Annotated in this window: 10 protein-coding genes; all 10 read left to right on the top strand. The window is 55.0% G+C overall.

Features of this window, described 5'->3' with window-relative positions; translation table 11 throughout:
- Positions 1-33: 33 nt before the first annotated feature.
- The 10 genes from Q354_RS0112180 to Q354_RS28255 all read left to right on the top strand — a co-directional run bounded on the left by Q354_RS0112180 (position 34) and on the right by Q354_RS28255 (position 12,618).
- The gene (locus tag Q354_RS0112180) at positions 34-1,842 is read left to right on the top strand and encodes a sodium:solute symporter family protein (protein ID WP_027857843.1); all 1,809 of its coding nucleotides are present in this window, start codon (positions 34-36) and stop codon (positions 1,840-1,842) included.
- Between the two features lie 77 nt (positions 1,843-1,919).
- Entirely contained in the window at positions 1,920-3,749 is a 1,830-nt protein-coding gene (locus Q354_RS0112175; protein WP_027857842.1) for a putative nucleotidyltransferase substrate binding domain-containing protein, read from the top strand.
- A 4-nt stretch (positions 3,750-3,753) separates the two neighbouring features.
- On the top strand, positions 3,754-4,383 hold the full coding sequence (locus Q354_RS0112170; protein WP_027857841.1) for a 3'-5' exonuclease: 630 nt from the start codon (positions 3,754-3,756) through the stop codon (positions 4,381-4,383).
- A 193-nt stretch (positions 4,384-4,576) separates the two neighbouring features.
- A complete protein-coding gene (fliE, locus tag Q354_RS0112160) occupies positions 4,577-4,927 on the top strand; it encodes a flagellar hook-basal body complex protein FliE (RefSeq protein ID WP_027857840.1) in 351 nt (116 codons plus the stop codon).
- Between the two features lie 36 nt (positions 4,928-4,963).
- Positions 4,964-6,637, top strand: coding sequence for a flagellar basal-body MS-ring/collar protein FliF (gene fliF, locus Q354_RS0112155; RefSeq protein ID WP_027857839.1), 1,674 nt, complete (start codon positions 4,964-4,966; stop codon positions 6,635-6,637).
- Positions 6,630-7,643, top strand: a complete 1,014-nt coding sequence (gene fliG, locus Q354_RS0112150; protein ID WP_027857838.1) for a flagellar motor switch protein FliG — start codon at positions 6,630-6,632, stop codon at positions 7,641-7,643. The genes fliF and fliG overlap by 8 nt, the downstream gene beginning before the upstream one ends.
- 7 nt (positions 7,644-7,650) lie before the next feature.
- Entirely contained in the window at positions 7,651-8,466 is an 816-nt protein-coding gene (locus Q354_RS0112145; RefSeq protein WP_027857837.1) for a FliH/SctL family protein, read from the top strand.
- On the top strand, positions 8,466-9,833 hold the full coding sequence (gene fliI / locus Q354_RS0112140) for a flagellar protein export ATPase FliI (protein WP_027857836.1): 1,368 nt from the start codon (positions 8,466-8,468) through the stop codon (positions 9,831-9,833). Before Q354_RS0112145 ends, fliI begins: the two co-directional genes overlap by 1 nt.
- Before the next feature lie 23 nt (positions 9,834-9,856).
- The gene (gene fliJ, locus Q354_RS0112135) at positions 9,857-10,300 is read left to right on the top strand and encodes a flagellar export protein FliJ (RefSeq protein WP_084332574.1); all 444 of its coding nucleotides are present in this window, start codon (positions 9,857-9,859) and stop codon (positions 10,298-10,300) included.
- Positions 10,301-10,365: 65 nt separating this feature from the next.
- Positions 10,366-12,618: a flagellar hook-length control protein FliK gene (locus Q354_RS28255; RefSeq protein ID WP_156948309.1), complete on the top strand. Its 2,253-nt coding sequence runs from the start codon at positions 10,366-10,368 to the stop codon at positions 12,616-12,618.
- Positions 12,619-12,663: the final 45 nt, after the last annotated feature.

Genomic DNA, 12,663 nt, shown 5'->3' with positions numbered 1-12,663 from the left:
CAACAATAACAAATCCTTGAGGACGGCATTGCTATGAGTCTCGACTTGCTTACATATCTGTTTATTGGGGGGTCCTTCGTACTCTATATCGCTATTGCGATCTGGGCGCGTGCAGGTTCCACTAAAGAGTTCTACGTTGCGGGTGGTGGTGTTCCGCCAATCGCCAACGGTATGGCGACTGCTGCTGACTGGATGTCAGCTGCGTCATTTATCTCCCTGGCTGGTCTGATCTCCTTCATCGGCCGCGACGGTTCTGCCTACCTGATGGGCTGGACCGGTGGTTACGTACTGCTGGCACTGCTGCTGGCACCTTACCTGCGTAAGTTCGGTAAGTTCACAGTGCCTGACTTCGTCGGTGACCGTTACTACTCCAGCACTGCACGTACTATCGCCGTAGTCTGCACCATCGTAATCTCCTTCACTTATGTAGCGGGTCAGATGCGTGGTGTTGGTATCGTGTTCTCCCGTTACCTGCACGTTGATATCAATACCGGTGTTATCCTCGGTATGGCGATCGTGTTCTTCTACGCTGTACTGGGTGGTATGAAAGGTATTACCTACACTCAGGTTGCACAGTACTGTGTACTGATCCTGGCATTCACCGTACCGGCGTTCTTCCTGTCTGCTCAGATTACGGGTCACATCCTGCCTCAGACTGGTCTGGGCGCAACTCTGGAAAGCGGTCAGTCTGTGCTGGCGACGCTGGACCAGTTGTCCATGGATCTTGGCTTCGCGCAGTACACTGAAGGTAAGAAATCTACCATTGATATGTTCTTCCTGACGGTGGCGCTGATGTGCGGTACTGCAGGTCTGCCACATGTAATCGTACGTTTCTTCACTGTACCTCGCGTAAAAGACGCCCGTACCTCTGCCGGTTACGCGCTGATCTTCATCGCGCTGCTGTACACTGCGGTTCCTGGTGTTGCAGGTTTCGGTCGCGTAAACCTGATCCAGACTATCAACGGTCCTGATAACGCCGGTACTGAATACGCTGAGATGCCTCAGTGGTTCAAGAACTGGGAAAATGCGGGTCTGCTGGGTTGGAACGACCGTAACGGTGACGGCAAAGTACAGTACGCTGCCGGTAAAGCGTTTGAAGGTAAAGGCAAGCCTGCCTACGAAGGCGAAAACCGTGGTGAGCATGGTGAGCGTCTGGCAAGCAATGCTGTCTCCGGTGCTGAGTTTGATGCCAGCAAACAGCCATTTGCCAACGAAGTATACGTAGACCGTGACATCATGGTACTGGCTAACCCTGAGATCGCTCAGCTGCCAAACTGGGTAATCGCCCTGGTTGCTGCCGGTGCTGTTGCCGCGGCACTGTCGACTGCCGCAGGCCTGCTGCTGGTAATCTCGACCGCTATCTCGCACGACTTGATGAAGAAGACTATCAACCCGAATATCACTGATAAGCAGGAGCTGATGTATGCCCGTCTCGCGGCCATCGTAGCGATCTGTATTGCAGGTTACTTCGGTATTAACCCGCCGGGCTTCGTAGCCCAGGTAGTCGCACTGGCATTCGGTCTGGCATGTGCCTCCGTATTCCCGGCTATCGTAATGGGTATCTTCTCCAAGCGTATGAACACTCAGGGTGCTATCTCCGGTATGCTGGTAGGTCTGATCTCTACTATGGCTTACATGTACTACTTCGCATTCGCTGGCGGTACTCCTGACCAGTACTTCATGGGTATCTCCCCAGGTGGTTTCGGTACTGTCGGTATGATCCTGCACTTCATCGTCGCTTACGCTGTGTCCAGCATGACTCCGGAGCCTCCACAGGAGATTCAGGATATCGTTGAAGACCTGCGTATCCCACGCGGTGCTGGTGCTGCCCACGCCCACTAAGCATCTGAGTTAATACTCTGCAGAGGCATGCCAGCGAAAGTTGGCATGCCTTTTTTCATTTCAGGGGGATTACGGATATGCCCACATCATTCAATATGGAAACCATGCCTTTTAGCCTGCTGGACGAGAACGAACAGCAGTTATTGCGGCAGCGGCTGGATATCGGTTATTACCAGAGTGGCGAGACCATTCTTGCTGCGGGTGATGAGCCCGAAGGTGTCTATATCATTCTCAAGGGCAAGGTCAGTGAGAGTGAGGCGCAGCAGGAAGGAGTCGATGCACCACAGCATATCTTTGTGCATTACACCAACGAGGATTACTTTGGTGCCTGGTCGGCGATCCGTGGCACGGCGATCCATAACTTTATTGCAGAAGAAGAAACGATCTGCCATATACTGTCGACCAAGACACTGCTGGATCTGATGTCCAGTAACTCGTTGTTTGCTGACTACTTTCAGCAGAACCTTGCTGCGAAGTCAGAAATCGTTGCTCAGCACGGTGCAGAACAGGATATGGCCGAGTTTATGCTGGCCAGAGTATCGAGCGGGGTCATTCGTGAGCCGCTGATTATTCTCGAAGGGACCAGTATCTTCGATGCCACCACGCTGATGCGGGAAAAAAAGTCCGACTGTATGCTGGTGAAGCGTGGTAATCGCTACGGCATGGTGACCGGAACCGATCTGCTGGATGCGCTGGTGATACGTCAGCAGCCGCAGTCAACGGATGTGGCCGATGTAGCATCTTACCGCCTTATTACCATCGACCCGGAGGACTACCTGTTCAATGCCCTGATTGTCATGACGCAGCAACACATTGAACGTGTAGTCGTGATGCGCCGGGAAGAACTGGTCGGTATCGTCGAGCTGACTGATGTACTGAGCTATTTCTCCAGCCACTCTCATGTAATTGGTCTGAGAATCGAACGTGCACAAACGGTCGATGATCTGCATGAGGCGGCAGAAGGGCTGAACGACCTGATCAAGGCGCTGGTGTCTCAGGGTGTTAAGGCTCGCTTTGCTATGGATCTGCTGGCCGCGATGAATGGCCGTATTATGGCTAAGCTATTCGATATAGTAGTGCCGGCGGATATGCTTCCGCATGTGTGTCTGGTCGTTATGGGCTCTGAGGGACGTGGTGAGCAGATCATGAAGACTGACCAGGACAACGCTATTATCCACCGCGATGGTCTGGTCTGGCCGGGAATGCAGGAAACCATGGAGCGCTACAGTCGTACGCTGATTGAATTTGGTTTCCCACCCTGTCCCGGCAATATTATGGTTTCCAACCCATACTGGGTGAACTCTCTGGGTGACTGGACTCAGCGAATGAGCGACTGGGCCGAAAGCTGTTCGGGCGAGGCGCTGATGAACCTGGCGATTGCGGTTGATGCTAAGCCGGTAGCGGGTAATCCGGCGATCTTTAAGGCGGGGCGTAACTGGTTTATGCGTCACCTGCGCAATAATGACGTATTCTTCAGTCACTTTGCCAAGGCCAGTCTGGAGTTTGATACGCCGCTGACACTGTTCGGTAACCTCAAAGATAAGGGGCAGCTGGATATTAAGAAAGCCGGCATTTTCCCGATTGTGCATGGCATCCGGACCATGGCAATGCAGTACCGTATCAAGGCGACTAATACCTTTAAGCGCATTGAGGCGCTGGTCGAAGAGGGGCAGCTGAAGGAGAAACATGGCCGGGAGCTGGAGGAGGCGCTGGGGCTGTTTATCCAGTTGCGCCTGCGGCAGCAGCTGAAACGCAGTGAATGCAGTGATGAAGGCATTGATCTAACGCCCAATATCATTGACCTGCAGTCTTTGGATAAGATGGAACGAGATCTGCTGCGCGATGCGTTGCATATCGTTAAGGGCTTTAAGAAGCATCTGGGGTTGCGATACCACTTAGGGGGTTGATCACATGATCCTTCCACGATCTATAAGAAGAATAAAAGAGCGCTACGACCATAAGGATGGTCCTTATGCATCGTTGTTCGAAAGCTATGATGGTGATGAAGTTGTATCACTGGACTGTGAAACCACCAGTCTGGATGTGAAGAAAGGCGAAATCCTCTCAATCGGGGCTGTAAAGATTAAGGGTAATAAGGTGATGACCAGCGAGCGGCTGGACATCAAGCTTAAGCCGCCTGAATCACTGACCGGTGAATCGATTAAGATCCACAAGATCAGAGCCAGCGACCTCAGTGATGGTATCGAACTGGATGATGCGCTGGATCAGGTGCTGGAGTTTGTCGGTAACCGGCCAATCCTGGGCTACTACGTTAACTATGATATCCGCATGCTGGATAAGTTTATCCGGCCGCGGTTCGAGTTCAGCCTGCCGAATAAGGCCATAGAGCTGTCACATGTCTACCACGATATTATCAAGTGGAAGCATGTGGGAGGGAGTGTCGATCTCCGCTTCGACACTATAGCCAGTCAGCTGGATATCCCTATTCTGGAACGCCACACCGCATTGGGTGATGCCATCACGGTTGCCCTGATGTACGTTCGCCTGAAGCATGGAGAAGCGCCGGCTGTATCCGCCTAGCTCCTGAGCTGTATAATCCCTTCCGGAAAATAAAGCGGGCGCTGGCCCGCTTTTTGCATTTTAAATGCTTGTTTTATTCGATTTATGATCACTTCGCCAATTAATTGGCGAAACCTGATCGACATGTCTTGATGGTTCTTGGCGGCTGTCTATAATGCCAATAAATTGCCGCGTAGATGGCAAGGGGATGGTTTTGGTGGAACGAGCGGATATCAATAGCGTGCTGATGCAGATGCGCGCTATTAAGCAGCAGGTACAGACGGGTGCGGAAGCCGGGGTATCTCCCGTAGTAAATCCTCATACCAATATGGCGACTGAAAAGGCAGATTTCGGCAACTTGTTGAAATCGGCTGTGGACAAAGTGCATGAAGTCCAGCTGGAAGCCAAAAATTTGACGACTGCATATGAAAAAGGCGATCCAACAGTGGATTTGCCGGAAGTTATGATCAGTATGCAGAAAGCTTCGGTCTCCTTCGAAGCTTTGACTCAGGTGCGTAACCGGGTCGTGCGTGCTTATGAGGATGTGATGAAGATGCCGATCTGATTGGCAGTTCCGGTAGTTGTCTGAGAATTTCTTAATATGGCTGAAAGTACAGCAGAGTCTGACGGCGTTGCTAAGGGCAACCCTATACTTGGCTTTAACCGCCTGGGTATAGCGCGTCAGATTGGTTTGATGGTCGGGCTGGCAGCGAGTATCGCTATCGGCCTTGCTGTCGTGCTTTGGTCTCAGGAAAAAGAGTATCGGGTACTGTTCAGCAACCTCAGCTTTGAGGATGCAAACCAGGTCATAGAGCAGCTGCAGCTGTTCAGCGTGCCGTATAAATTTGATGCTGATGGCCGCGCCATCCTGGTTCCCCAGGAAAATGTTCATCAGGCGCGGCTAAAACTTGCAGCTGAGGGTTTCAGTACCGAGAAAACCGTCGGTTTTGAGCTGCTCGATCAGGAGCAGAGTCTGGGCGCCAGTCAATTTATGGAAACCACCCGCTATCGGCGGGGCCTTGAAGGTGAGTTGGCGCGCACTATTTCCAGTATGATCGCGGTGCGTAATGCCCGGGTGCATCTGGCCATTCCTAAAGAGTCTGTTTTTATCCGTGATGCCCGAAAGCCTACGGCTTCGGTGTTTCTGGAGCTGTTTGCAGGGCGTAAGCTGGACCGGGTGCAGGTGGCGGCTATCTCCAATCTGGTGGCCTCCAGTATTCCCGAACTGAAAACAGAAGATGTCACCGTTGTCGATCAGAAGGGGCGGTTGCTTAATACCCGTGATAGCAATGAAAACGTGGTGGTTGCCGCCAAGCAGCTCGAATACACCCGGAGCGTGGAGGAAACACTGCTAAACCGGGTCAACAGCATTCTGCAGCCGGTTGTGGGGATGGACCGCTTCAGGGCTGAGGTTTCCGCAGATATCGACTTTACCGCAGTCGAGCAGACCGATGAACTTTACAATCCAGAGCTGCCGTCACTGCGCAGTGAGCAAACGCTGGATGAAGAGCGGGTTGGCGCTAATGCGCCGGTCGGCATACCTGGAGCGCTTTCCAATCAGCCTCCCGGAGAGAGTTCCGTACCGGAAGTGGCCAGTGGTGAAGGTGTGCGTGGCAACGCCAAACAGCCGGGAAGCAAGCGCAGCCAGGCAACCCGTAACTACGAAATTGACCGCACTATCAGTTACACAAAACATCAGCAGGGGCGGGTGCGTCGCCTGACGGTGGCTGTGGTGGTGGATGATCTGCTCAGCGTCGATCCGCAAAGCGGTAAATCCCGTCATGTTCCCTGGAGTGAGAGTGAACTGGCTCGCCTGAGGCTGCTGGTTCAGGATGCGGTCGGCTTTTCGCCGCTGCGCGGTGACAGTGTAAATGTCGTAAACTCTCCGTTTGTACCGCCGGAACAGGTTGTTGAAGAAGTTCCCTTCTATACGGAACAGTGGTTCTGGGATGCGTCTAAACAGATACTGGCGGCCCTATTTGTACTGTTGCTTATCTTCGGCGTGCTGCGGCCGATTCTGCGCAGCCTGGCAACGGCGGGCACCGAAGCGAGCGTGACCGGACTGGGTGCCGCCGGCGAGTTGTCGGCGGAGCTGGCCGGGCTGGATGATTCTGAGATTACCGATGATGAAGTGACGCTTGAGGGTGACAGTGAGCTGTTACCGGGGCCTGCTGAAAGTTTTGATTATCAGATTAATGCGATCCGCAGCCTAATCGCGGAAGATCCCGCGCGCGTGGCGCAGGCGGTTCGTCAGTGGGTAGTGGTCGATGAGTGAAAATGGGGAAAATGGGGAGCTGCTGGATATTGATAAGGCAGCCATTCTGTTAATCAGCCTGGGCGAAGCCGATGCCGCTGAGATTCTGAAGCATCTCGGACCTAAAGAGGTGCAGTTGATCGGTGAAGCCATGTCCAAGCTGGACAACGTTCCTCAGTCCCGGGTGGAAACGGTGGTCGGCGATTTTATGGGGCTGGTGGAAGACCAGACATGGATTGGTATTAACAACGACCGCTATATCCGGGCTATGCTGAATCAGGCGCTGGGCGAAGAAAAAGCCAAGACCCTGATCGATCGTATCCTGATGAGCACCAATACCTCCGGCCTGGATACATTGCGCTGGATGGAGCCTCGGCAGATCGCTGAAATCATTCGCTATGAGCACCCGCAGATCCAGGCGGTGGTGCTGGCTTATCTGGAAGCGGATGCCGCGGCCAGCGTGCTGAGTTTCTTTGATGATAAAGTGCGCCTGGACGTACTGATGCGTATTGCCTCGCTGGATCGTATCCAGCCGCAGGCGCTGCAGGAACTCAACGATATTCTCGAGCGTCAGTTTACCGGCAGTGCAGGTTCTGCTGCCGCCACCCTGGGCGGTATTCAGTCTGCCGCCAATATTATGAACTTTACAGAGTCCTCTATTGAGGCCGAACTGATGGATGGTATCAAGGACAGCGACGAAGTGCTGGCCGATAAGATCTCCGACCTGATGTTCGTGTTTGACAACCTGATCGATGTCGACGATCGAGGGATTCAGGCGATATTGCGTGAAGTCTCTACCGATGTGCTGGTGGTGGGTCTTAAGGGGGCCGATACCGCACTGCAGGAAAAAGTGTTCCGTAATATGTCCAAGCGTGCAGCTGAACTGTTGCGTGACGACCTTGAAGCAAAAGGTCCGGTCCGTGTCAGTGAAGTGGAAGAGGCGCAGAAAGAGGTGCTTACCGTTGCCCGCAGGCTGGCCGATGATGGCGAAATCATGCTGGGCGGCGGCGGCGAAGAGATGATTTGATGTTTATATGAAACCGTTCGATAAAAGCATCAAGCGTATTCCGGCATCCCAGGTTGAGGCGGCTCTCGGCTGGGCGTTGCCAGATATTACCGGTGAGCACATCGTTGCGTTGCACCGCAAGATCGAAGAGATTCCGCCGCCAGAGCCTGAAGACAGCACTATTGTTATTGATGAGGAGCTGGAGCTCGAACCGGAACGCCTTACCGTAGCCGATCTGGATCAGATTCGTGACGATGCCCATCAGGAAGGCCTGGAGCAGGGCCGTCAGGAAGGTCTGGCTAAAGGTCATGAGGAAGGGGTGAGTAAAGGGCATGCCGAAGGCTTAGAGAAGGGCATGGCTGAGGGGCGTGAGCAGGGTCATCAGGAAGGGCTTGCCCAGGGGCAGCAAGAGATTGCTCAGGCTCAGGCACTGTTACAGCAACTGGCTGACCAGCTGGCTCCGGTGGGCGATCAGGTGCAGGCTCAGCTGGAGTCTCTGGTGCTGGATCTGGTACTTAAGATCTCTTCAACCGTTTTACAGCATGAAGTGGCAACCCGCCCTGAATTGATCCAGAGTACCATTACTAAGGCGCTGGAGCAGTTGCCCCCGCCTGTCAGCCGGGTTCAGATCAAGCTTAATCCGGCAGATATCGAATATGTCGAACCCGTTAAGGCGCGTCATAATTTTGACATTGAGCTGCAGGCTGAAGAGACGGTTGGTCGCGGCAGTTGTCAGCTAACCACCGCTAACACCCTGATTGAATCTGATATTCAGGCGGCTTTTCAGCAGGTCGTAGAGCAGTTTTCTGAGCAGCTGGAAAAGTCCACTCAAGAGGCAGGCTGATGAGTCGCCTTCTATCCTCGCTGCAGAGGTATCAGCAGCTTAAACTGCGTAAACCCAGGCTCAGGGTCGAGGGCCGCATAACCCGAATGATCGGCCTGACGCTGGAAGCGGTCGGGATTCAGGCGGCAGTCGGTGACTGCTGTCAGATCGCCATCTCCGTAACGCAGCGGGTTGAGGCCGAGGTGGTGGGTTTTTCCGGCGACCGGATCTACCTGATGCCCCTGCATCCCATTGAAGGATTGCAACCGGGTGCCAAAGTTTATCCACTGATGGATATCTCCGGGGTTGCTGTCGGACCTGGTCTTTTAGGGCGGGTGCTGAACGGCACGGGCCAGCCGATCGACGGTCTCGGACCTATTGATGCCGAGCAGCATGTTTCGCTGGCAGGAGAGATTATCAACCCCCTGATTCGTGATCCCATTAAACAGACGCTGGATGTGGGTATACGCGCCATTAACTCGGTGCTGACCGTCGGTCGCGGACAGCGCATGGGACTGTTTGCCGGTAGTGGTGTGGGTAAATCGGTATTGCTGGGAATGATGACCCGGTTCACCGAAGCCGAGATCACGGTGGTTGGGCTTATTGGTGAGCGAGGTCGAGAGGTCAAGGAGTTCATCGAGCATAGCCTCGGGCCAGAAGGGATGAAACGCTCCGTGGTGATTGCATCACCGGCAGATGATTCGCCCCTGATGCGATTGAGGGCGGCTCAGTTGACGACCCGGATTGCCGAATACTATCGTGATCAGGGGCGTAACGTATTGTTGCTGATGGATTCACTGACCCGTTATGCCCAGGCGCAGCGAGAGATTGCGCTGGCGGTAGGGGAACCTCCGGCCACTAAAGGCTATCCTCCTTCTGTGTTTGCGAAGCTGCCTAAGCTGGTTGAGCGGGCGGGTAATGGCAAGGCGGGTGGAGGCTCTGTGACCGCCTTCTATACAGTGCTGACGGAAGGGGATGATCAGCAGGACCCGGTAGCGGACTCTGCCCGTGCGATCCTGGATGGCCACGTGGTGCTTTCGCGCAGCCTTGCCGAGCAGGGACACTATCCTGCAATCGATATCGAGGCCTCGATCAGCAGGGCGATGCCGCAGATTGTTGAACCGGAGCATCTGCAGATGATGCTGCGTCTGAAACAGATTTACTCAAAATACCGTCAGAATGAGGATCTGATTGCCGTAGGTGCCTACGTGCGTGGCAGCGATCCGGATACTGACTTTGCGATCGAAAAAATGCCTTTGCTGAAGGCTTTCCTGCAGCAGGGTATTAATGATGCTCATCCGCTCAGGGAGTCGGTTCAGCACCTGGCAATGGCGTTGGCGCCGACACCGCAGCCGGGCGCAAACAGTGCCACTGTGGCGCAGGGCTAACAGCAGGTTTGCAGGAGTAACAGATGGCTAAAAAGTCCAAGAGAATGGAACTGGTCCGAGGCCTGGCTGAGCGCCGAAAGCAGGAAGCTGATCAGATGCTGGCAGCCAGTCGTGCCCGGGTTGAGCAGGATAAAATGAGCGAGCAGCAGTTGCAGGCTTTTCTGGGCGATTATCAGCAGCAGTACCGGAATAACGCAGGTCAGAGCCTGAGTGTGGCCGAGTTGCAGAACCAGCAGGCATTTATGCAGAAGATTACCTCCGCTTTGCTGCAGCAGCAGAAAGCGGCTGAGATGCATCAGCGTGAGTTGCAGGCCGTGGAACAGCACTGGAAGCAAACCTACGGTAAGTTGAAGGGCATGGAGAAACTGGTTCGCACGGCCCGGGAGCAGGAAGAGAAAGAGGAAGATAAGCAGCTGCAAAAAGCGCTGGATGAGCGATCTCAGCTGGTAAAGACTAACTTTATCTGATCATTAGGGGGATTGGCCCCTATTTTGCTACATATGGCTGGACCATTATTTCCGGGAGAGGAGATATGAGCGACCAGCTCTCGAACATACTACCTCTGAGTCTCCCGACTCAGATGCCGGGAAGTGCGCCATCGGGCCTGATGGCCACTTCTGGCGGCGCTCCTGCCGGTTTTTCATTTACCAGCTTGCTGACTCCGCAGGCCTCTGCCACTGCGACTTTGCCGTGGAGTGCTACAGGCCAGTCATTGCCGTTGCCGGGCGAGACGTTGCCGCCCGACGCAGAAGGCAGCGGGCCGCAGCTACCGCAACAATTACCGCAATTGTTGGCAGGGCTTGATGGCCGGGCGGATCAGGCTCCACTGAATTCCGGGCAATTACAGGCACTCTCCGAGATGTTGCCTGAACCGCTGCGCAATCTGGACCGATTGAAACAGTTTGCCGAACAGTCCGATGACCCGGTTTTGCAGGCCCTGGCGCGACAGTTATCAGCAGTCAATGACAGCGATATGCCTCCGGCCGCTGAAGTAACGCCAGCTGTTCCGTCGCCGGCTGAGACTTTGCCTGAAACCCTGTCTTCGGACAGTGGTTTGTTGCCATCTGAACGGTTACAGCCAGGGACCGCCGCCCGAGCCCCGCAGCTGATCGCCGGAGAGGGAGTTGTGCAGGCTGAAAATCCACAGTCAGCGAATAGCACCGGTGTTGTGTCTGACATGGCTGCCCCTTCCTTAGAGTCATCACCACTACCGCAAGCGGGATCTTCTCCTCAGGGATCGCCGTCACAGGGCTTACAGACGGAATCGGATGATAAGCCGGGCGTCGCAGTTGGCGTGCCGCCGGCACCGGTAAAAGACGCTTCAGTAACGGATATCGGTCAGTCTCCCCAGGACACAGTGCCGCTCTCTGTTTCTTTGCGAGATCAAGCGGTAGCCGGCAAGGCCGCTACTGACAATCTCCAGTCAATGCCCTCTGGCAAAGGTGGGGCTGCCGTAATGGCAGATCCGCTGGCTGGAAGTCAGTCTGGGATGACGCAACCTCCGGTGTCTGAAGCTGCGCTGCAGCAGTCTCGATCTGAAATCGGGCCTGCAAACGATAAAGTCCCGGAATTATTGGCTGATCGCCCCTCTGTTATGCCGGGTGCTCAGCATCCGGCAAATGATCCTGGGGTGTCGGGCGCTGTATCCGAGGCTACCCGCTCCACCAGGGGGGTTGATGCATTAACCCTGGACGGTGTCCGGCCGGATGCACTGGCTGACAGTAGCCTGCCTGAGAAATCGCCTGCAATTCAAGCCGATCAGGGCAGTCATCAGCCGCGCACGGCCGTTGATACCCCGGTGTTGAGCGCGGCTCCGGCTGCGGACGTCACGATTGATGAGCCTGCACGACCGGTGTCCGAGACCCAGTCAGTTGCAGGGTCGACGCTGGCACCGCAGTCTGCGGCAGCGGCTGCAGTGGTACAGGAAGCTGCTGACAGCCTTACGGCTGAGCAGCGAAGACTGGCTTCTGCCAGGAGCAATGAGCCGCTTTCCCAGGTGCGCTCTGTCGATGTCGGGAGCCTTGAATCCGAGCAGCCGCCACCAGGGGCGGCAGCACAGCGTCAACAGCCCGTAGCCGTCCAGGGAGTTACGACTGCGGCCCCTGTCGTTGAACTGGTGAATTCTTCTGCCGGCCGGTTTGAAGCCGCCTTACCTGAGAATCTACAGGCGCTGTTGCAGCGGCCAGTGCAACAGGAGAAGTCACTTCCAATGGATATCTCCTCGCAGTCGGCTACCCCGGGCGTAGAGAGTCTGAGCCGGACTGAGGCTGCTGCTGCGACGGTATCTGCATTGCAGTCAGCTACCACCGGGAGTGCGGCTGCCGTCAGGGAAACGCCTCATCAGATGCAGATGAACAGTCAGCCGCAGCTGAATACGCCGGCATGGCGTAATGAGGTGGGTGAAAAAGCGGTCTGGCTGTCTGCGCAAAACAGTAAGGTGGCCGAGATTCAGCTTGATCCACCCGAGCTGGGGGCATTGAAGGTCAGGGTTCAGGTCAATCAGGATCAGGTCAGCCTGAGCTTTAGCTCGCCTCATGGCGCTGTCAGGGATGCACTGGAGCAGGCGATGCCCCGGCTGCGGGAGATGTTTGCCGAACAGGGTATGACACTGGCTGATTCATCCGTGTCAGATCAGTCTGGCGGCCAGGCGAATGAAGGGCGCGAGCGTGCGCAGTCTGAGTTCGCAGGTTACGATTCCGGCGCTGCCGCTGACGGTACCCCGGCGGATGCCGAACCTTCTCCGGCCGATGGGCGTGCAATTTCTCTGGTAGATTACTACGCCTGATGTATAGCGGGTAAATCTGTGTGTTATATTTACCGGTTGGGTACG

The sequence above is a fragment of the Marinobacterium jannaschii DSM 6295 genome (assembly GCF_000620085.1).
In the GTDB taxonomy this organism is placed as follows: domain Bacteria; phylum Pseudomonadota; class Gammaproteobacteria; order Pseudomonadales; family Balneatricaceae; genus Pontibacterium; species Pontibacterium jannaschii.
The sequence above is the reverse complement of the archived record's forward strand: the minus strand, read 5'-3'. Positions and strand labels throughout refer to the sequence as shown.

Bases quoted from the DNA above. Each gene is read 5' to 3' on its own strand.
- Q354_RS0112180 (WP_027857843.1), top strand. From the start codon at position 34: ATGAGTCTCGACTTGCTTACATATCTGTTTATTGGGGGGTCCTTCGTA.
- Q354_RS0112175 (WP_027857842.1), top strand. From the start codon at position 1,920: ATGCCCACATCATTCAATATGGAAACCATGCCTTTTAGCCTGCTGGAC.
- Q354_RS0112170 (WP_027857841.1), top strand. From the start codon at position 3,754: ATGATCCTTCCACGATCTATAAGAAGAATAAAAGAGCGCTACGACCAT.
- fliF (WP_027857839.1), top strand. From the start codon at position 4,964: ATGGCTGAAAGTACAGCAGAGTCTGACGGCGTTGCTAAGGGCAACCCT.
- fliG (WP_027857838.1), top strand. From the start codon at position 6,630: ATGAGTGAAAATGGGGAAAATGGGGAGCTGCTGGATATTGATAAGGCA.
- Q354_RS0112145 (WP_027857837.1), top strand. From the start codon at position 7,651: ATGAAACCGTTCGATAAAAGCATCAAGCGTATTCCGGCATCCCAGGTT.
- fliI (WP_027857836.1), top strand. From the start codon at position 8,466: ATGAGTCGCCTTCTATCCTCGCTGCAGAGGTATCAGCAGCTTAAACTG.
- fliJ (WP_084332574.1), top strand. From the start codon at position 9,857: ATGGCTAAAAAGTCCAAGAGAATGGAACTGGTCCGAGGCCTGGCTGAG.
- Q354_RS28255 (WP_156948309.1), top strand. From the start codon at position 10,366: ATGAGCGACCAGCTCTCGAACATACTACCTCTGAGTCTCCCGACTCAG.